Source organism: Mucilaginibacter sp. (genome assembly GCF_965277465.1).
Taxonomy (GTDB): Bacteria; Bacteroidota; Bacteroidia; order Sphingobacteriales; family Sphingobacteriaceae; genus Mucilaginibacter.
The window spans coordinates 91,628-111,577 of sequence record NZ_CBDICW010000002.1 but is presented as its reverse complement, the minus strand read 5'-3'; the positions used below and the strand labels follow the sequence as shown (position 1 = coordinate 111,577).

The following is a 19,950-nucleotide window of genomic DNA, read 5'->3' as shown; positions in this document are numbered from 1 at the left end:
TAATCTTTAAAACAATAGTGGTAGTAAGATACTTTCTTACACAATGGCACCTGATCAAAAACCTATATCCACTACAACAAAAAAAGAGCTGACCTATATTGAAAAGGTATGGCAAACGGTAGCCATAGTTGCGCTACTCGTCGTTACCATACTTATAGCCCGCGTTGCCTTTAATGTGGTACTGATGGTTTTAGCCGGAACATTAATTTCAACCTACTTCCATGGGCTGGGCGATATTATCCAGCGAAAAACAAAGCTAAACCGCAAGCTTGCCATGACTATTTCTGTTGCGGGGTCATTTGTGTTACTGGGCACTCTGCTATGGTTTATGGGCAACGAGATACAGCACCAGGTAAAAGCATTAAGTAACAGCCTGCCGCATACCATCAGCAATGCCAAAGCAAAACTATCAGAAACATCCATAGGCCAGGCGATATTAGACAGCGTTTCGAGCGATAACAGCGACCAGATGATGACTACCGCCAAATCATTTTTCAGCACCGGCTTTGGGGTACTGGGCGATATGTATATTATTTTATTTTTGGGGATATTTTTAACGGCAAGCCCTAATTTATATAAGGACGGTATTATTTTACTTTTACCAAAACATAAAAAACGCCTGGGCCATCATGTGCTCGATCGTATCAGCCACTCGCTTAAAGGCTGGTTAAAGGGTATGCTACTGTCAATAGTGCTTATCATAATTTTATTAGCAGCCGGCCTGAGCATCATCGGCATCCCTGTTGCACTGATCCTGGCCCTTATTGCAGGTATGCTTAAAATTATCCCTAACATTGGCTCGCTGATAGCCATGATACCAGGTGTTTTGCTGGCGCTTACCATAAGTACCAATACCGCAATAATAGTTGCCATACTTTATATAGTATCGCAAACCATTGTATCAAACATAGTAACGCCGCTCATCCAGAAAAAGATGATCAACCTGCCGCCCGCACTTACCTTGATCAGCCAGTTAATTATGGGTACACTATCAGGTGCTTTGGGCATTATATTAGCAGTGCCCCTATTAGCTATTATTATTATTTTGGTTGATGAGCTGTATGTGAAAAAAATAAATGAGGTAGCTGCTTAAGCCAGTTATTAATTTTTATTTATATTCACCTCATAAACAAACAGGATGCAAAACAAATCCCAATTAAAACGCAGGATATTAATTATAGTAATAGCCATGTTTGCGGGCCATATAGCTATGGATCTTTTTAAAGTTGGCGTTAAAGACGGGCAGGCAACCTTGCATACATCGGCTAAAATAAAATAACACGGCAAAGTAATCCAACTAAGCACTGGCTTTCCCAAAAAACAAAATCACCTTAAATACTATTTAAGATGATCCTGTCTAATATCATTAAAACAACCAGTTAAGGTCATATTTAAACTTTAGCTTTTGGCTTCAGGTTTTTCTGTTGCTTTTTTAACAGGTTTTGCTTTTGCCGGTTTTTCGGCTTTAACTTCAGGTGCAGCTTCTTCTTTTACCGCTTCCTTAGTTTTGCTTTTAGTGCTCACTGCTGGTTTTTCAACCGGGTTAGGGGCACCTGCTTTTAATATCGCTTCTTTATCAAACTCCAGTTCTTTTGAAAGTTTTTTGGCAAAACGTTTTGAACTTTTTTCTATTTCTTTTGTGAATTTTTTAGAATCCTGTCCAAGTTTGATGGCTGCATCTTTAAGAGCTGCTATCAGGCTTTCTTCAATTTTTACAGTGGCTGCCTTCCTGGCCGATTTAACCAGTGATTTAAGGTTATTGTTTTTCATTTTTTTTATGGATTACCGCGAAGTTACGTTACCAAGCAGTTAATTCAATATTATCATTATGTTAAGCACAGCAATAAGTCTTAACATTAAGGTAGCCAAATAGTTTCCCATCATTTTTTAACACAGTTTAACCAAAGCTCGCAATCCCAAAACTGTTTAAAACACCTGACTCACGCGCTTATCCGGATAATCAAGTTTTTCACTTTTCCTAACCCCGTTAACTGTGATGTGCACAATATTTATCTGATCATCAAACAGGTTATGCAGCAGGCTCACATCAACATCAACCTTTTTAACCGCTGGTAGTTTATCGGCCGATTCCAGGTAAATATCAGTAGCCTCGCGGTTTATTTCAAAACCGAGGTAATTAAGGCTTACTACTGTTCCGGCTTTTATTTGTAAATGCTCGGCAACGTACTTTTTAACCAATGCATCCATTGCGGCGTGCATATCGGCTTTGTTCAAATCGGTTTTTGAGTGATATTGCTTTACTAAGGCTGCCTCAAAATCATCGGTAAAAATTGTACAAATCACCTCAAGTTTGCTATCCTGCTTGTTGTATTCAATGTTAGTGGTACTTACATGGATTGGATGAAACGCCTTAACAGCGTGTTTGGCAGGCAGCAAAGCATTGCCTATAATGTAACAATATAATAGCGGTTTGGAAATTAAAGCCCACATAAGGTACCCGGATTTTTATAGTTGAAAAAACGCCTTAAATTTAGTGCTTAAAACGGTTAGTTCGCAATGTCAGACTTTGCTTTTTATTTTAAAATGGGCTGGCAGCACATTATCAGCGCCGATGCCCTGGATCATCAGCTATTTATTTTGGCACTGGCTTGTGTGTATAGCTTACAGGATATTAAAAGAGTACTGATATTGGTTACTGCATTTACTTTGGGCCACTCGTTAACGCTGGCCCTAAGTGTTTATGATGTGATCAGGTTCTCGAGCAAATGGGTTGAATTTTTGATCCCCTGCACTATTTTTATTACCGCATTGAATAATATTTTCCAGGTTGACAGCAAAGGAAAAAGTGCAAGGATAAATTATTATCTTGCGTTGTGTTTTGGATTGATCCACGGGATGGGTTTTGCAAATGCTATCCGAATTATGCTGGCACAGGATCAAACCATCGGCTGGGGTTTGTTCGGTTTTAATATTGGTTTAGAGGCCGGGCAGATTTTTGTAGTTGCCATTATATTAATTGTGGGGCTGCTGTTTTTAAACGGATTTAAAGTAAAAAGGCGCGACTGGATTTTTTTCCTTTCATCGGGTGTATTTGCACTCTCGCTAAAAATGGCTTTGGAAAGGCTGCCGTTTTAAGCCATACCTAAATCTCCTAAAAAGGAGAGGCCTTAATTTAGTTTGGCGATAATTATTGAATACCGGGCAACGGGCAAATAAGGAACTCTTAATACCCCAACAGATCCGGACTTGAAAATTGAAACTGATCTTATAAAAAATAATAATTAACTCAATGAAAAAAGTTTTTACTTCACTCCTTCTTACTTTTAGTATTGCGGGTGTTGTTTCTGCACAGGATATTCAGAATAACCCGGGCAGTAACCACGGCAATAAGTTTGAGCAACTGGGCACTATTTTAAATACGCCCAATGAGCAGCGTACCGCCAGCGGTGCACCCGGTGCAAAGTACTGGCAGCAACGTGCAGATTACGATATTAAATGTAACCTGGACGAAAAGAACCTGAAACTTACCGGTACCGAAACCATTACCTACTTCAATAACTCGCCCGATCCTTTGGATTATATCTGGCTGCAGTTAGATGAGAACCAGCACAACAATAACGATAATGCAAACTATCAGCAAAGCTCAACCATGCCACGCGGTGCTGGTACGATCACGTTAGACAGGGCCGAAAAAGTTACTGGCGATAACGGCTATGGAGATAAAATAGAAAGCATTACCGATGCGTTGGGCAAAAGCCTGCCTTACGTAATAAATAAAACCATGATGCGTATTGACCTGCCTGCCGCTTTAAAACCCGGCCAGCGTATGGCTTTTACCGTAAAATGGAACTACAAAATATCTGACAGGATGAGCCTTGGCGGCCGCGGTGGTTATGAATACTTCCCGGGCGATGGCAATTACCTGTTCACCATGACACAGTGGTACCCGCGTCTTTGCGTTTACAGCGATTTCCAAGGCTGGCAAAACCACCAGTTTACCGGTCGCGGTGAATTTGCTTTAACCTTTGGTAACTTTAAAGTACAGATGACCGTTCCTGCCGATCACGTGATTGGTGCTACCGGCGAATGTATTAACTATGCTGCCGTATTAACACCTGCACAGCTGGCCCGTTATAACAAAGCAAAAACATCAGCCGAGCCTGTTGAGATTGTTACTTTGGACGAAGCCAAGAAAAGAGAAACTGCTCCAAGCACAGCTACCAAAACATGGGTTTTTCAAGCAAATAACGTACGTGATTTTGCATGGGGATCATCCAGAAAATTCATCTGGGATGGTATGGGCCAGAATGTTGAAGGAAAAACTGTTATGTGTATGAGCTATTATGGTAAAGAGGCTTACGCTTTATACCGTAAATTCTCAACCAAATTGGTTGCACACACTGTAAAAAGCTATTCAAGCTTTACATTCCCTTTCCCTTATCCGGTTGCGCAGAGTGTTGAGGCAGCAAACGGTATGGAGTACCCGATGATCTGCTTTAACTATGGCCGTACCGAAAAAGACGGTACTTACAGCGAAAGCACCAAAAATGGGATGATAGGTGTAATTATACACGAGGTTGGTCACAACTTTTTCCCGATGATTGTAAACAGCGATGAGCGCCAGTGGACCTGGATGGACGAAGGCTTAAACTCATTTGTTGAATACCTTACCGAGGAGCTTTGGGATAACAAATATCCAAGCAAAAAAGGCGCAGCTTACACCATTGTTGATTACATGAAGCTACCTAAAAATGAATTAGAGCCAATCATGACCAACTCTGAAAACATTGTAAGATTTGGTCCTAACGCTTATACCAAACCTGCAACAGGCTTAAATATTTTGCGCGAAACCATTATGGGCCGTGAACTATTTGACTATGCCTTTAAAGAATACGCCAGGCGTTGGGAGTTTAAACACCCTACACCTGCCGATTTTTTCAGAACGATGGAAGATGCCAGCGGCGAGAGCCTTGATTGGTTTTGGAGAGGATGGTTTTATGGAACAGAGCCTTGCGATATTTCGCTCGATTCGGTTAAAGCTGCAAAGGCCGACCTGAATGCTGACATGTCTAAATTAATGCCAGCCAGAAGACCGTTTACACCTAAAGTAGATGCCCCTTCGGTTAATGGGTTTGATGACATCTCGAAAATAAGGAACCGCGAAGACAAGAAAATTAAATTTTATGTAGACCGTGATACCGCTGTACATGATTTTTATTATAAATACGACAGGGGCTTAGCCAATGTTGATACTGCAAAATTCAGCGGAATGACAAAAGCAGCCATGCCGCCACAACGCAGCGCAGCAGCCGAGGCCTTTACTGATGATGACAGAACAAAATATGCAGGCAAATACTTTTACGAACTTAACTTTAGCAATAAAGGCGGTTTGGTAATGCCTATTATAGTTGAGTTTACTTTTGCAGACGGAACCAAATCAATTGACCGTATCCCTGCACAGATCTGGAGGCTTAACGAGAAACATGTATCTAAATTTTATGTAGAAGACAAAGAAGTTAGCTCCATCAAGTTAGATCCGATGCGCGAAACCGCCGATATTGACGAAAGCAATAACTACTGGGGTAAAATGCCGGAGCTATCAAAATTTGCCATATTTAAGCAAAAAGCAAACGCAGCCGCAGTACGTGGCCAGTCATCAGGCGTAAACCCGATGCAGGCTTCAGGAAGCAAATAAGCAATTATTTATAGGCTAATAAAAAAGGCTGATCTGGTATATAGATCAGCCTTTTTTGTTTTTTTAGTTCTCCTCATTGAAGGGGGTGCTCTTGGCTGTGAAGTGGCAGGAGAGGGTTATTCTGCGTTATGCAAAAGACTTAGTCCCCTAAATCTCAATATTTTCCAAATACTTATAGCCACTGCCGGTGTTTATCATCAAAACTTGTTCGCCGGGGTTTATCCATTTGGATGCTTTTAATTTTTTATAGGCCTGCCAAAGGGCGGCGCCTTCGGGTGCTATCAGCATTCCTTCGTGGCGGGCAATTTCTTTTATTGCGCTGCTCATTTCATCATCGCTGATGGTTAATGCAGTGCCATTGCTATCGCGCAGCACCTTTAATATTAGCCTGTCGGCGTAAGGTTTGGGTACACGCAATCCATTGGCTATGGTGAAGCCGCCATCTGCAAATTCAGAAACTGCATGGCCACCATTAAAGGCATTAACAATACCGTTGCAGCTTTCTGATTGTACGGCTACCATACGGGGGCGCTTGCTCCCTATCCAGCCTAATTGCTGTAATTCGTCAAAGGCTTTCCACATACCTATCAAGCCTGTTCCGCCACCGGTGGGGTATATAATTACATCGGGTAAAGTCCAGTTAGACTGCTCGGCAATTTCATAACCCATTGTTTTTTTACCTTCAAGGCGGTAAGGTTCTTTTAAGGTTGATACCTGGAACCAGTTATTGATAAGGGCATGCTCATTAACCAGTTTACCACAATCACTGATGTTACCATCAATCTCAACCAACTGCGCACCATAAAGGCGGCATTCATCCTTAAAAACCTTTGGGGTTTGTTTCGGCATATATACAATGGCCTGCATACCCGCACGCGCGGCATAGGCGGCTAATGCCCCGCCGGCGTTCCCGGCAGTTGGTGTGGCTATTGCTTGTACTCCTAATTCCTTTGCTTTTGATACGGCGGCACTTATGCCTCGCGCTTTAAATGATCCGGTGGGGTTACCGGCCTCATCCTTCCAAAAAACTTCGTTATCGCTAATAAACTGTTTCAGGTTTTCAACCGGGATGATAGGTGTAAAACCTTCGCCCAGGGTAACAATATTCTTCTCATTAATAACAGGCAAAAACTTCTTATACCGCCACATGGAGGCAGGCTTGCCCTGCAACATTGACTTTTTTAAGCCCCCTGATAAATTATATACCGCTAATAATGAGGAGCGGCAACTATCATTAACACAAACCGTATTAATTGCTGCTGCATTATGAATGGTGCCGCACTCAGGGCATTGCAAATGAGTTAATAAAGAACCTGTTCCTACTACTTCAATATCACTAATCATTGATCTTTTATTACTAATTGAAAGCGCTGGTACCTGTTTTAGTTAGTTGCAAATATATCGCCAACGTTCCAGGTTGGCCTTGCGGTATCCTGCGCCACAAAATATCCTATTAAAAAGTTGAGCTGCGCATATTTTTTCCCGGCAGCAAAATCAAATATTCCGTTAATATCATCCTGCGGTTTGTGGTAATACTTAGCACGCCATTTAGCAACAAAATCGTTCAGGTTATTTTTGCCATCGGCCGTTTTGCTGCCATATTTAATATGCAGGGCCGGGATGCCCTGTAACACAAAGCTATACTGATCGCTGCGGGTAAAGCGTGCCTGCTTGGGTTCAGGGTCGGGTTCAACGCTTAGTCCTAAATAACCTGCGGCCTCATCTACCTGTTTAGCCAGCGAAGAATGTTCGGCTCCTAAAGCGGTAACCGACAACAGCGGTGCAATAATGGTTGGCATATCGGTGTTAACATCGGCCACTATGCTTTTAACCGGAACGGGTGGATTTTTAGCAAAATATCCAGAACCGAGGTCGCCCAATTCTTCGCCGGTTAACAGTACGGTTAAAATAGAGCGCTTAGGTTTTAGCTTGATGTTGTTATAAATCTGGGCTATCCCCAAAACACTGGCTACACCCGATGCATTATCATGTGCGCCGTTATAGATCGAATCACCTTCAACCGGTCTGCCAATTCCTAAATGGTCAAGGTGGGCGCTATGCACTATATATTCATTTTTTAATTTAGGGTCCGAACCTTCAATTTTACCAACAACATTATAGCTCACAATATCCTGGTAGGTTGAGGTATAGGCAATATATGCGCTTGCCTGGATCTGGAAAGAGTTTGGTGTTCCAGCTTTAAGCGATGCTAAGACTGCAGGCAACGACTTTGCAGCCTGTTGAAAAAGTGAACTGATTAATTTATATCCAAAAGCACCGAACACCTTTACCTGATCTGAATAATAGATCCGGGAAATAACTACAGCACCATCTTTACCCATAACACTGTAAACGCCTCTTCCCGGCCCACTACCGCCATTAAAACGGGAGGCAGAATCTACCGTAGCCATTATAACACCTACTGCACCATGTTCGGCTGCAACTTTTAATATCTGTGTGGAGTTCATGGTATGCGCTGATACCGATGACGAGAATTTTTCGGGGGCACCACGGGTTACTATTACAATTTTACCTTTTACATTAAGCCCGGCATAATCATCATAACCAAGGGTAGGCTCACTAACACCATAACCGGCAAATACCAGCGGAGCGCTTAAGCTAACCTGCGGAAGTGCAGGATTAGGCTGAATAGAATAATCGGAAACTGCTTGTTTAACATCATCGCCCGACGATGCCTTTAAAGAAAGCTCGGCAGTTTTTGTAAACGCCTTGCGGAACCTTACCTCCTGCAACCAGGTACCATTTTCGCCGGCAGGTTTTACATTGAGGGATTTTAAACGGCTGATCACATAATCAACAGCCATTTGATAGCCTTCAGTTCCGGGGGCGCGGCCTTTAAGTTTATCATCGGCCAGGTAGGAAATATCGGCCTTTATCTGCGCGGTATCAACCACGTTTAAGGCTTGGGTAACCTCTTTACTTAATTTTATTTGCTGTGCGCTTGCCGAAAAAGCAACCGCTATAAAAGGCAGGATAAATAATAGCTTGTAAATTTTGATCATGCTTTACGGGATAATTAATTGTGGTTTGTACTAACAACTCACAAGTTATCAAAAAGCTATTAATCAACGGGTTTTTATCGACAATGTTACAGGATTTACGCTATAAACACACTGCCATTAAGGCAATTACTGCCCTTTGGTTTTTACATACATGTATATAATACCACCAATAACCATTATAGCTAATACAACCAGCCCTGTTGCACCTTTGCGTTTGTCCTGGCGCATTAGCCAAATTAAAAATACAACCAGCGGCAATACAAATACTGCCCAGAATATAAGTGATGGAATGTTCATTTTTACCCCCTAAACCCTTAATGGGTTTATAATTATCTTTATGTTAAAGCCAAGAAGGCCTGTTAAAATCTCTGAATTTAAACGACTGTCCTTCCGGGAGCCTGTTTATTACAATGGCATGCGGGCCAGTGGCGTTACTTCCTGCCCCACAAATTCGCCTTTTAAATATTTGTGATAACCGGCTATGGCAATCATGGCGGCATTATCTGTGCAATATTCCAGTTTGGGTATAAAACAGTTCCAGCCGTTTTTATCGCACAAAACCCGTAAACCTTCCCGTAAACCCGTATTCGCCGATACACCTCCTGCTAAAGCAATATCTTTAATACCATATTCTTGAGCTGCTTTGCTTAGCTTGTTCAGCAGTATGGTGGCTATCCGTTTTTCAACCGAGGCACAAATGTCATTCAGGTTCTTTTGCACAAAATCAGGGTCTTTGGCCACATTATCCCTTATAAAATAAAGGATGGAGGTTTTTAAACCACTAAAGCTGAAATTGAATCCCGGGATCTGCGGCTCCGGGAATTTATAAGCATCAGGGTTACCTAAACGTGCATATTTATCAATCAGTGGCCCACCCGGGTAAGGCAAGCCCAATATTTTACTGGTTTTATCCATAGCCTCGCCAGCGGCATCATCCAGCGTTTCGCCTATCACTTCCATATCAAAATAATCTTTTATCAAAACTATCTGCGTATGCCCGCCCGATACGGTAAGGCATAAAAACGGGAACGATGGTTTATGATCGCCGATAAAGTGAGCAAGCACATGCGCCTGCATGTGGTTTATATCAATAAGCGGGATATTTTTAGCAAGTGCAAAGGCCTTTGCAAACGATACGCCAACAAGCAGGGAGCCTAAAAGTCCGGGTCCGCGCGTAAAAGCTACCGCATCAATGTCATTTTTGCTTACTTTTGCGTTTAATAGTGCTTGTTGCACAGCAGGAACAATATTTTGCTGATGAACCCTTGAGGCAAGCTCAGGGACAACGCCTCCGTAAGCTTCGTGAATGGTTTGATTGGCAATAACGTTGCTTAATATCTCACCATCAACACATACCGAGGCCGAGGTTTCATCACATGAAGATTCGATTGCTAATATTACAGGCACAACTATTTGAATTTGTAATTTATTGATTTATTGAATTTGCTAACTGAATTAATTTTTGATTTACATAACCCGATGCTAAACTTTAACTTGCAAACGGTGTTTAACAATCAATTATTAAATAGCCCAATAAATCGCTAACTAATTTAAGCTGCAAAGTTATTAAAAAACTACTCAAAATAGCGTTAAGTATAGTATTGGTCATCCTATTGGTAGTTAGCATACTATTACTGGTGTTCCAGTATAAACCAGTACAAACCTGGGCGGCAAAAAAGGCGGCGGGTTACCTGTCAGAAAAACTTCAAACAAAAATTGATATTAAAAGCCTGTACATAAAACCATTTTCATCAGTAGTGCTGGAGGGTTTATATGTATTGGATAAGCAAAAGGATACTTTGCTAAGCACCCCGAAGCTGGAGGTTGAGCTAAATGGCTTCTCAATTTTCAGCAGTATTAAAAAAAGGGTGATTGATTTTAAGGAGATAAAGCTTGATAATGGCTCTGTTTATCTTAAAACACAAAAGGACAGCACATCAAACCTTAAATTTATTACAGATTATTTCAGTTCGCCGGATACCAGCAAAACGCCATCCAAACCCTGGAAAACCATATTTGAAAAAATAACAATCAATAACTTCCATTTCAGGTACAAGAACAAGCTGATAGATACTGTAATAAAAGAAATAAATTTTGATGACCTGGATGTTACGCGTTTTAGTGCCGTTATCAATAATATGGATATTGTTAACCACCTTTTTAAAGGTGATGTACGTAGCCTTACCCTGCGCGAAAAAAGCGGTTTCTATCTCAAAAAATTCCATGCTTTAGCTACTATCGATACCAACCAGATACTGGCACAAAACCTGTTAGTGGTAACCGATCACTCAGATCTGAAAAACTATTTCAGGATGAAGTTTAAATCATTCAGCGATGTAAGCAGCCATATTGAAGACCGGGTTTATATGGATGGCGATTTCAAGAGCTCAAAAATAGCATCATCAGATATTGCCTTTTTTACTACAGGGCTTGAGCATGTTAAGTTTGATTTAGGTGTTGACGGGCGCATAAGAGGCTATGTAAATAACCTGAAAGCCAAAAACCTGACGATAACAGGCGGCAAGGCTACCTATATAAAAGGCGACTTTAACCTGCGCGGATTACCGGATTGGGACAATACTTTTTTAGAGCTGAAATTTGACCAGATAGCCACCAACAAAGCCGACCTTGATTACCTGTACAGCAATTTTACAGGCACCAAAAATGCTACGGTACCTGATATTATAGGCAAATTTGGCAATGTGAACTTCGCCGGGCGATTTACCGGCTTGCAAAATGATTTTGTGGCTTACGGTACTTTTAAAACCAAATTGGGCCGGTTTGATTCAGACATTAACTTAAAGATCAACAAAAAAGGCATTCCATCATACAGCGGAAAGCTGGATACTTATGCATTTGATATTGGCGCGTTGCTTGATGAAGAAACCCTGGGCCGCGCCACGCTATCAGCCAATATAAAAGGCAGCGGTGATGCCCTTAAAAACCTGAATGAAACCCTTGATGCTAAAATTAGCGCGCTTGATTTTAAGGGTTATAATTATCACAACCTTACCTTGAATGGTACATTCAATAAAAAAATAGCCAATGTTAATTTAACTATTAACGATAAAAAGATAAAAATGAGTGGCAGCGGCAGCGCCGACCTTAACCCTGCCTTACCGGCGTATACCTTTAATGCAAATATTGACAACGCCCAGCTGCATGCATTAAACCTACTTGCTGATACCATTACCTTTACCACGCAGATAAAAACAAACTTTGCCGGCAACAGCCTGAACAATATTACCGGGAAAGTGGAACTGAGAAGAATGCGGATTGTTGACCCAAGAAACAACTACACCGCCGACTCTTTACTTTTAACAGCCAACGGAACAGGTAACGCCAGAGCCATCAACCTAAAATCAGATTTTGCAGATGGTTATATTAAAGGCAGCTATGACCTGGAAACCCTGCCGTCGTACTTTAAAACTATAGTTAAAAAGTACATCCCCTCATTAAAAACAACTATTGTAACGCCCAAGCCACAGGATTTTTCGTTCAACCTTACGCTAAAGAATATTGACCCGCTGATTGCCATTTTTGTGCCCGATCTTAAAATGCCGGATCAGGGTACTTTTATTGGAGAGTTTAATTCGGAAACAAAAACAGCTACGCTAAACGCCTACATTAAAACCATACAGTTAGGTAAAACAGTTTTTCATGATTTTATTATTGACGAAAGCACCAACGATGACTTTTTAGGGCTCAACGTATCATTAAGTAAGATCAATATTACCGATAGCCTGTTTATCAAAAACATTACCGTAACCAATTTTTTAAAGAAGGACAGCCTGAACTTTAACATCAAGCTATCAGATAAAGATGCCGTGAACCAGTTAGACCTTTACGGGCTGGTTAATTTTGGGCGCGATACTACGGCTAAGCTGCAACTGCTGCCATCGGATGTGATATTGGAGCATGAATACTGGAAGATCCAGAATAAGGTGAGGATCAAATTTTTGAATGGCAAAACCCAGGTATCGGGCTTTGAGCTTTCAAACGGCAGGCAAAAGGTAAAGATTGATGGTTTTATTTCTGACAATCCGGCGGATGAGCTGAAGCTCTCGTTCCAGCAATTCAGTATGGCTACTTTAAATCAGCTTACCAAATCAACGGGGATCCGTTTAAAGGGATCGCTTAATGGCGATGTTAAGTTTACATCTATCATTAAATCGCCGGGCGTTGATGCCAAACTAAACATTGATACCTTGGTGATGAATAAAACGCTGGTGGGTAATGTAAAAATAGAATCAAACCTTGGCAACGACCGCAAACAGGCTAACGTAAAGGTTAATATCAATAACCAGGGGCTGGAAACCATGAATATTGCCGGGGTTTATAACCTGGGCCATGATACAGAAGACAACCTTGACTTTGATGTAAAAATGGACCATACCGAGGCCATTATTTTTGAACCTTTTATAAAAGACCTGGTATCAAACATCAAGGGAACAGTATCTACCAATTTAAAGTTATCGGGCCCTACCTCAAAACCCCAGTTAAACGGTAACGTAATTTTAAATAATACAGGCGTAACTATTAATTATTTAAAAACGGCCTTAACTGCTAATGATACGCTTGAGGTTGCCAATAGTTTAATCAAGATCAATAACATGGTGCTACGCGATGTTAAAAAGGGCACCGGCGTGGTTAACGGAACGGTTGATTTGACTGATCTGTCGAACCCTGATATTGAAGCAGTGCTTGTAGCTAAAAACCTGATGGCTTTGAATACCACGTTTAAAGATAATCACGTTTATTACGGTACGGCTTACGGAACAGGGCGGTTTAGCTTTAACGGCCCTGTTGATAACATGAAGATTGATATTAAGGCCAGTACAGAAGCCGGTACTATATTTAACATACCCCTTAATACCTCATCAACCGTTGGCGATTATGATTTTATAAAGTTTGTTAGCCATAATGACACCACCAAGCTGGCCCCGCACGATAGGGCATTTGGCGGCGTAACCCTTAACTTTGACCTTACCGTTGATGAGAAAACAACCATTAAGATCACTACCGATTATGGTGTGCTTGAAGGCAACGGGCAGGCAAAAGGATTAAAGCTTAATATTAACAGCCTGGGCGATTTTGATATGTTCGGCGACTTTTTGATCACATCAGGTAAGTTTGAATTTACGGCAAAGAATTTTATCAGTAAAAACTTTACCGTTAACCAGGGCGGTACCATCCACTGGACGGGCAACCCATCAAATGCCACCATTAATCTGAATGCTATTTACGAGGTGCGTACAGACATATCTCCGCTTTACCAGGCAGCGGGATCATCCTCACCAAAAGGCAGATCACTGGCGCTTGTACAGGCCGAACTGATACTCACTAAAACATTATTACAGCCAACTATTGATTTCGACTTTAACTTCCCGCTCGATCCCTCAATAAAAGACGACCTGAGCACTTATCTTTCTGATAATAATAACCGCAGCCAGCAGGCGCTGAGTATAATTGTAAGGCGCAATTTTTCAAACGGTGCCAATAATAATTTAACTAACCAGGTGGTGGGTACAGCTACTGAGGCTGTAAGTGAGTTTGCGTTTAATAAATTAAACAGCTTTATTTCGCAGTCAAACATTAAAAATGTGGATCTTAACATCCGCTCGTTCAATGATGCAAGCTTATCCTACAGGTTTAAAAACCGTTTAACGCTTACCGGGAGCTTATTTAACTCCAACGTATCCGGAGGAAGTGATCTGTTTCAAAACAATACCAGCTTGTTTAATTCAAACTTTAGCCAGTTAACCAAGGATTTTGAAGCGCAGTACCTGATCCGTAAGGATGGTAACCTGAGCGCACGTTACTCATACAGGGTTTTAAACAGTACCACCCTTAATACATTGAGCGGCCAGTTGAGCGACCAGTATGTAAATGGATTGGGATTAGTTTACCAGCAGGACTTTGATACTTTTGCAGAGTTCATCAAGAACATCTTCAGGAAACAGAGTCCTAAAAAGAAACCTATAATCCCGGCACCAATACCACCAACAACAGGTACGCTAACCCCTAAACCCGACGATGAAGATCAATGATCGCGCATAATTGCATGATCCATTTTATCTCTCTTGGTGCGTAGGTAAACTTCGTTGTGCGGGTTTGATGCTATCTCAATCGGCACGTTTTCAACCACCTCAAGTCCGTAGCCAATTAAGCCTGCACGTTTGGTAGGATTGTTTGACATTAAACGCATTTTTGATACGCCCAGGCTGCGCAATATTTGCGCACCAACGCCATAGTCGCGTTCATCGCCTTTAAAACCTAATGCAATATTTGCCTCAACAGTATCCATACCGTTTTCCTGCAAATGGTAAGCCTTAAGTTTGTTGATAAGGCCTATACCCCGCCCTTCCTGGTTCATGTAAACAATAACGCCTTTGCCTTCTTTGTTTATCATTTCCATAGCACGGTGCAACTGCGGCCCGCAATCACAACGGCATGAGCCAAAAATATCGCCGGTTACGCATGAACTGTGTACACGCACCAATATAGCTTCATCAGGTTCCCAGCTGCCTTTTACCAAAGCAACATGGTTTTCGCCAGTATCAGCCTGTGTATAGGCAACCATCTCAAAATCGCCCCATTTAGTAGGCATTTTTACTGATATATCTTTATGCACCAATGACTCGGTTGCCAGGCGGTAAGCGATCAGGTCTTTTATTGAAATTATCTTCAGGTCAAACTCCTTAGCAATCAGCAATAGATCGGGTAAGCGGGCCATATCGCCATCTTCCTTCATTATCTCACAGATTACCCCTGCAGGCTCAAATCCGGCCAATACGGCTAAATCAATAGCAGCTTCGGTATGGCCTGTTCTGCGCAGTACGCCACCATCTTTTGCTATCAGCGGGAATATATGACCCGGGCGGCCTAAATCATGCGGCTTAATAGCCGGATCGATCAAAGCTAAGGTAGTTTTTGAACGGTCAGAAGCCGAGATACCAGTAGTACAGCCCTCTAACAAATCAATCGAAACCGTAAAATTAGTTTCGTGCGAGGTGGTATTGCGGCTAACCATAGGTGCAAGATCAAGTTCCTGGGCGCGCTGCAAAGTAATTGGGGCACAAACCAGGCCACGGCCGTGGCGTACCATAAAGTTTATAGTTTCGGGTGTAGCGTTGCGGGCTGCGGTTAAAAAATCACCCTCGTTTTCACGGTCCTCATCATCAACTACTATAATTGTTTTGCCACTTTTTATGGCTTCTATTGCTTCTTCTATTGTATTTAACATTATACAGGTGTTTGGGTATGATTAAGCAGTTTAGGCCGGTTCACACCTATTTTTGAACTTTCACGCAAATTTAAATGATAATAAGATCATTAAGGTCGGTACTGTGTAAATTAGTACGGGGTTTATCAGGTACAGGGTTGCCTCTACATGCTATTTACGGGTATCGGCTGGCACATTTGAACGGCGCTTAAACAGCTTGTTAAAAAAGCGTTTGTATAGATCCATATCAAATAATGCTGAGTCGGTAGCCGCTTTGTAGGATAGAAAAAGCCCTATTGGCGTTATAATTAAAATGGCCACCCATGAACCAATAACCGGCGACAGATCACCATCCTTAACTGATTTTTCGCCAATGGTTGAAATGATGTAGTAGATCAGGAAAAAAATCACCGATACTACCACAGGCAAACCCAGCCCCCCCTTGCGTATAATAGCCCCAAGCGGCGCACCTATTAAAAACAAGGCAATACAAGCTGCCGAGAGCGTGAACTTTTTCTGATACTCAAGTACAGCCCTCCGGATAGTTTTGTTCAGCTCGCTGTTTCGCTCAGCCCTGTTTTTGATCAGATCCTGTATGGAACGGGCTTCGCTGGTTGCATTAACAACGGCGTTTATCTGGTCGTTTAGCTTTAAGCCGCCAAGCGTAGCCCTATCTTTATCCGGATGCTTTTTAACAGAATCGGGTTTGTTGGGGATTGTAAAATATTTAATATAAGCCGTAATCAGTTTAAAATTTACAGATATACCGCTATCAACCTGGCGCTGGGTAAACTCCTGGTTGTCTTTTAACAGCTTCAAGTCCATCATTTGAAAGGCCGACTTAAACTCACTTTCGGCGGTCCGGTGCATTTTAAGGCCCGATATATCAAACTTTTGTTCAGTTTCCTTAAAACGATAGCGGGTCAATATCTGGCGGTTATTAAAGTTTGACCGGCCATGTGTTTCTGAATATTTTACACCATCCTTAAGTTTAAGGATCAGGAAATCGCCGTTGGGTGTACGGTACATTTTTCCTTCACGGGCAAGTAAAACGTCGGTATTATTTTCGGCCAGGTTTTTTACGTAGATCATAATCCCGTAAAGCGTTTGCCCATCCTTACCTTTTCTTTTTACACGGATCACATATCCCGGAAAACTGGTACTGAAAACACCCTCGGGTAAAAAGTTGGCAGATTTTTGCTGACGGGCATCGTACAGCAGTGAATAATATTTAAGGTTGGCCTTGGGCAGCATATAATCCGAAAACAGGAAGGCCCCAACACTTAATAAAGCTACCACCACTAACATGGGGTACAGCGCCCGGCGCAGGGAAATCCCAGCCGATTTTATGGCTACTAATTCATAGTTTTCGCCGAGGCTGCCATAAGTCATGATGGAGGATAGCAGTACCGAGAGCGGAAGTGCCATTTGTACGTTGGTGGCCGATGCATACATCATTAACTGAAGTATAACATACCACTCAAAGCCTTTACCAATCAAATCATCGATGTATTTAAATAAAAACAGCATCAGCAGCACAAACATCACTATCATGAAAGTGACAAGGAAAGGCCGTATAAATGATTTAAGTAGTAAAAGATGTATTTTCTTCATCTGGGATAACCTGGTTGCATGCACCTTTAACCTGCAAAACAGCAGCAAAAGGCTATAACGCGCAATTATTGATACCTAATAACGTGCATTATGATTTAAACATACAAAAATAGGTATAATTAAATTTTTTTAGGCGCCAAGCGTACTTATAAGGTACTTAATCTGGTTGTCCCAAATCAGTTTACGCTCACTTAAAGTTTCATCAGTAGCAAAGTCGGTAATGCTCAAAGCAACATCATTAGTAAGCTCATCCTGGATGATTTCCATCTCAAAAAAGAACTGCGGCTCATCATCAACCCACTTAAAACGAACTAATTTGTTCTCTTTTATGGCCATCAGCTTTGCTTTTTGCTGCTCGCCATCCCATGTAAATGTATAAACCTGGTCCCTTACATTTACCTCGTCGGCAAACCATTGTGATAACCCATTAGACTCATTTAGAAAGGTATACAGTATGCGCGGAGATGATTTTATTTCATACTCTAAGTTAAATTTTTTCTTTTCGGACATGTGGGTTTATACTTTAGAAAACGCGTTAGCTGTAAATGTTAACATTTTTTCTAAAGAAAACGAATTTCTGCTATATTTGCAAACCTTTTTAAACGGGGTGTGCGGTTTAAATTTCATAACCAAATATTTAAGCGCGAGGCACTTTCTGTATTAAATAAAACAAACGGCGGGGTAGCTCAGATGGTTAGAGCGTAGGATTCATAACCCTAAGGTCGGCAGTTCGATCCTGCTCCCCGCTACAAAGCCGCTTTACGAAAGTAAGGCGGCTTTTTTGTTGGGCTGTTGATGCAATCTACATGCATATTCGTCCGAAGTGGGGCACTTCAGACAGCAGACAAACATTTTATTAATCTTTATTATTGTGTTCATAAATACACCGCTAAAACGCCATGGTTAATACACCTGCTCGTGCAATACCTGTGTACAATATCTTCCGGGAGCCCGGCGAAAGAATGAGGCTTGTTACCGTTCGTCATAATGATGAATTGCTGCCGCAGAAAAAAATATGGTTATCTCCTCACCGGAAAGCCTACTATCTGCTGATGTTTATTAAAACCGGCAGCGGCCGTCACTGGGTTGATATGGTACCTTACGAATTCAAATCTGAGGCCGTTTTCTTTTCGACACCAGAACAGGTGCACGCCAAAGATGATGTAAGAACTTCCGGTACAGCTATATGCATCACCAGCGATTATTTCCAGCTCAAACAAAACGCTGATCTGCTGCTGCTCCCATTTATGCAAAATATGAATTTCGGCAATGAAATCATCCTTGAAAAAGATGAAAAAAAATCAATTTCAGAGCTTATGCAGCATATTGTTACCGAATATGAGCATACGGAAGATTTACAGGATGAAATGCTGTATGCTTATATCCGTATATTGTTCATTTATCTTGCTCGTATTTACAACAAACAACATAAAAATACCGGCCCTTTACAACGGCACGAACTTTACCGCAGATTTCAGGCTGAAATAGAAAACCATTACAAAAGTATTTCCGAGGTGAAAACATATGCAACAATGCTAAATATTTCTGTAAGTCATTTGAATGCCCTTATCAAAGAACAAAGCGGGAAAACCGTTATGATGCATGTTCATGACCGGCAGATCCTGGAGGCAAAAAGACTACTATATAATACTTCGATGTCCGTTAAAGAAATAGCTTTTAATCTGGGATTTAAGGATACTTCATATTTCAATAGGTTCTTTAAAAGGATCACTTCGGTCACTCCGCTTGATTATCGCAATGAAATCAGCGAATAGTCCTATCAATTCATAAGGAAACACCATAGAACACTTTCTGCTTGTATTCCGCTTTATACTAATTTTGAATGTTTAAACAAAACATCGAATTACTTATTAATAGCTTACAATGGAAAATAAAATGATTGAGATTCCGGTCAAAAATACGGAGGGCGTTTACGGTAAAATGCGGGCCGCCCACATAGGGTTAAGGACTACAGATTTTGATGGATCTATCAGTTGGTATATTGAAAAACTGGGTTTCAGGCTACTCAAAAAATGGTCAGTAGGAGAACTTAATATGGCTTTCCTGGCTCCTGCCAACGATGATAACTTTTGGCTGGAGATACTGAACGGCGGAATCAGTGGATCAAGCCAAGATTCGTCGCAACCTATAATTTCGGGTTTTCAGCACCTATGTTTTGAAGTTGAAAATCTTGATGAAACAATCGCTGCGCTGCGCGAAAACAACGTAACTGTTTTAAGAGAACCTTTTCCTGTAGCGGCAATTGGCAAACGCTGTGGCTTTATCGCCGACTTATTTGGTAATGTGATCGAACTAACAGAGAATATCTAATGCAGGATGCTTAACCTGTCAAAAAAAATCAAATAATTTAAAAAACATCATGCTGCCGGGAAATTCCATTTTAACTGATAACCTTTTATAATGTAAAAATA

General features: G+C 41.4%; 16 protein-coding genes and 1 tRNA gene. 8 read left to right on the top strand and 9 right to left on the bottom strand.

Annotated features, from left to right (window positions below):
* Positions 1 to 43 precede the first annotated feature (43 nt).
* Positions 44 to 1,093: an AI-2E family transporter gene (locus ACQY4U_RS12785; protein WP_428329834.1), complete on the top strand. Its 1,050-nt coding sequence runs from the start codon at positions 44 to 46 to the stop codon at positions 1,091 to 1,093.
* Between the two features lie 45 nt (positions 1,094 to 1,138).
* Positions 1,139 to 1,279 (top strand): hypothetical protein, encoded by a 141-nt coding sequence (locus ACQY4U_RS12780; protein WP_428329833.1) that lies wholly within the window; start codon positions 1,139 to 1,141, stop codon positions 1,277 to 1,279.
* Positions 1,280 to 1,398: 119 nt separating this feature from the next.
* Here ACQY4U_RS12780 and ACQY4U_RS12775 read toward each other — a convergent pair whose 3' ends face one another.
* Together ACQY4U_RS12775 and ACQY4U_RS12770 are read right to left on the bottom strand one after the other, a co-directional pair.
* Positions 1,399 to 1,770 carry a hypothetical protein gene (locus ACQY4U_RS12775; protein WP_428329832.1) on the bottom strand — a complete coding sequence of 124 codons (372 nt, stop codon included), beginning with the start codon at positions 1,768 to 1,770 and terminating at the stop codon, positions 1,399 to 1,401.
* 156 nt (positions 1,771 to 1,926) lie between these two features.
* The gene (locus ACQY4U_RS12770; RefSeq protein ID WP_428329831.1) at positions 1,927 to 2,451 is read right to left on the bottom strand and encodes a DUF6702 family protein; all 525 of its coding nucleotides are present in this window, start codon (positions 2,449 to 2,451) and stop codon (positions 1,927 to 1,929) included.
* A gap of 66 nt (positions 2,452 to 2,517) precedes the next feature.
* On the opposite strand from ACQY4U_RS12770, the gene ACQY4U_RS12765 reads away from it, so the two are divergent.
* Positions 2,518 to 3,096, top strand: a complete 579-nt coding sequence (locus ACQY4U_RS12765) for a HupE/UreJ family protein (protein ID WP_428329830.1) — start codon at positions 2,518 to 2,520, stop codon at positions 3,094 to 3,096.
* 154 nt (positions 3,097 to 3,250) lie between these two features.
* Positions 3,251 to 5,656, top strand: a complete 2,406-nt coding sequence (locus tag ACQY4U_RS12760) for a M1 family metallopeptidase (protein WP_428329829.1) — start codon at positions 3,251 to 3,253, stop codon at positions 5,654 to 5,656.
* Positions 5,657 to 5,803: 147 nt separating this feature from the next.
* Here the strand turns inward: ACQY4U_RS12760 and ACQY4U_RS12755 are convergent, their stop codons facing one another.
* The 4 genes from ACQY4U_RS12755 to tsaD all read right to left on the bottom strand — a co-directional run bounded on the left by ACQY4U_RS12755 (position 5,804) and on the right by tsaD (position 10,086).
* A complete protein-coding gene (locus tag ACQY4U_RS12755; protein WP_428329828.1) occupies positions 5,804 to 7,000 on the bottom strand; it encodes a threonine synthase in 1,197 nt (398 codons plus the stop codon).
* Positions 7,001 to 7,038: 38 nt separating this feature from the next.
* Positions 7,039 to 8,679, bottom strand: a complete 1,641-nt coding sequence (locus ACQY4U_RS12750; protein ID WP_428329827.1) for a M28 family peptidase — start codon at positions 8,677 to 8,679, stop codon at positions 7,039 to 7,041.
* Between the two features lie 126 nt (positions 8,680 to 8,805).
* Positions 8,806 to 8,976 carry a hypothetical protein gene (locus tag ACQY4U_RS12745; protein WP_428329826.1) on the bottom strand — a complete coding sequence of 57 codons (171 nt, stop codon included), beginning with the start codon at positions 8,974 to 8,976 and terminating at the stop codon, positions 8,806 to 8,808.
* A 108-nt stretch (positions 8,977 to 9,084) separates the two neighbouring features.
* On the bottom strand, positions 9,085 to 10,086 hold the full coding sequence (gene tsaD, locus ACQY4U_RS12740; protein WP_428329825.1) for a tRNA (adenosine(37)-N6)-threonylcarbamoyltransferase complex transferase subunit TsaD: 1,002 nt from the start codon (positions 10,084 to 10,086) through the stop codon (positions 9,085 to 9,087).
* Between the two features lie 194 nt (positions 10,087 to 10,280).
* Between tsaD and ACQY4U_RS12735 the strand changes: the two genes are divergently transcribed.
* Positions 10,281 to 14,729 (top strand): translocation/assembly module TamB domain-containing protein, encoded by a 4,449-nt coding sequence (locus ACQY4U_RS12735; RefSeq protein WP_428329824.1) that lies wholly within the window; start codon positions 10,281 to 10,283, stop codon positions 14,727 to 14,729.
* On the opposite strand, the gene ACQY4U_RS12730 is transcribed toward ACQY4U_RS12735, so the two are convergent.
* The 3 genes from ACQY4U_RS12730 to ACQY4U_RS12720 all read right to left on the bottom strand — a co-directional run bounded on the left by ACQY4U_RS12730 (position 14,723) and on the right by ACQY4U_RS12720 (position 18,028).
* Positions 14,723 to 15,925: a bifunctional 3,4-dihydroxy-2-butanone-4-phosphate synthase/GTP cyclohydrolase II gene (locus tag ACQY4U_RS12730; protein ID WP_428329823.1), complete on the bottom strand. Its 1,203-nt coding sequence runs from the start codon at positions 15,923 to 15,925 to the stop codon at positions 14,723 to 14,725. The two genes, ACQY4U_RS12735 and ACQY4U_RS12730, sit on opposite strands and share 7 nt — an antisense overlap.
* Before the next feature lie 150 nt (positions 15,926 to 16,075).
* Entirely contained in the window at positions 16,076 to 17,518 is a 1,443-nt protein-coding gene (locus ACQY4U_RS12725) for an LptF/LptG family permease (RefSeq protein WP_428329822.1), read from the bottom strand.
* Positions 17,519 to 17,647: 129 nt separating this feature from the next.
* The gene (locus tag ACQY4U_RS12720; protein ID WP_428329821.1) at positions 17,648 to 18,028 is read right to left on the bottom strand and encodes an START-like domain-containing protein; all 381 of its coding nucleotides are present in this window, start codon (positions 18,026 to 18,028) and stop codon (positions 17,648 to 17,650) included.
* Positions 18,029 to 18,193: 165 nt separating this feature from the next.
* On the opposite strand from ACQY4U_RS12720, the gene ACQY4U_RS12715 reads away from it, so the two are divergent.
* From ACQY4U_RS12715 to ACQY4U_RS12705, 3 genes are all read left to right on the top strand, one after another.
* Positions 18,194 to 18,267 (top strand) — tRNA-Met (locus ACQY4U_RS12715).
* A 150-nt stretch (positions 18,268 to 18,417) separates the two neighbouring features.
* A complete protein-coding gene (locus ACQY4U_RS12710; RefSeq protein WP_428329820.1) occupies positions 18,418 to 19,293 on the top strand; it encodes a helix-turn-helix domain-containing protein in 876 nt (291 codons plus the stop codon).
* 109 nt (positions 19,294 to 19,402) lie between these two features.
* Entirely contained in the window at positions 19,403 to 19,849 is a 447-nt protein-coding gene (locus ACQY4U_RS12705; RefSeq protein WP_428329819.1) for a VOC family protein, read from the top strand.
* Positions 19,850 to 19,950: the final 101 nt, after the last annotated feature.

What these genes read in the sequence shown, in the direction of transcription:
- ACQY4U_RS12785 (WP_428329834.1), top strand. Translation starts at nt 44, where the DNA reads ATGGCACCTGATCAAAAACCTATATCCACTACAACAAAAAAAGAGCTG.
- ACQY4U_RS12780 (WP_428329833.1), top strand. Translation starts at nt 1,139, where the DNA reads ATGCAAAACAAATCCCAATTAAAACGCAGGATATTAATTATAGTAATA.
- ACQY4U_RS12775 (WP_428329832.1), bottom strand. Translation starts at nt 1,770, where the DNA reads ATGAAAAACAATAACCTTAAATCACTGGTTAAATCGGCCAGGAAGGCA.
- ACQY4U_RS12770 (WP_428329831.1), bottom strand. Translation starts at nt 2,451, where the DNA reads ATGTGGGCTTTAATTTCCAAACCGCTATTATATTGTTACATTATAGGC.
- ACQY4U_RS12765 (WP_428329830.1), top strand. Translation starts at nt 2,518, where the DNA reads ATGTCAGACTTTGCTTTTTATTTTAAAATGGGCTGGCAGCACATTATC.
- ACQY4U_RS12760 (WP_428329829.1), top strand. Translation starts at nt 3,251, where the DNA reads ATGAAAAAAGTTTTTACTTCACTCCTTCTTACTTTTAGTATTGCGGGT.
- ACQY4U_RS12755 (WP_428329828.1), bottom strand. Translation starts at nt 7,000, where the DNA reads ATGATTAGTGATATTGAAGTAGTAGGAACAGGTTCTTTATTAACTCAT.
- ACQY4U_RS12750 (WP_428329827.1), bottom strand. Translation starts at nt 8,679, where the DNA reads ATGATCAAAATTTACAAGCTATTATTTATCCTGCCTTTTATAGCGGTT.
- ACQY4U_RS12745 (WP_428329826.1), bottom strand. Translation starts at nt 8,976, where the DNA reads ATGAACATTCCATCACTTATATTCTGGGCAGTATTTGTATTGCCGCTG.
- ACQY4U_RS12730 (WP_428329823.1), bottom strand. Translation starts at nt 15,925, where the DNA reads ATGTTAAATACAATAGAAGAAGCAATAGAAGCCATAAAAAGTGGCAAA.
- ACQY4U_RS12725 (WP_428329822.1), bottom strand. Translation starts at nt 17,518, where the DNA reads ATGAAGAAAATACATCTTTTACTACTTAAATCATTTATACGGCCTTTC.
- ACQY4U_RS12720 (WP_428329821.1), bottom strand. Translation starts at nt 18,028, where the DNA reads ATGTCCGAAAAGAAAAAATTTAACTTAGAGTATGAAATAAAATCATCT.
- ACQY4U_RS12710 (WP_428329820.1), top strand. Translation starts at nt 18,418, where the DNA reads ATGGTTAATACACCTGCTCGTGCAATACCTGTGTACAATATCTTCCGG.
- ACQY4U_RS12705 (WP_428329819.1), top strand. Translation starts at nt 19,403, where the DNA reads ATGGAAAATAAAATGATTGAGATTCCGGTCAAAAATACGGAGGGCGTT.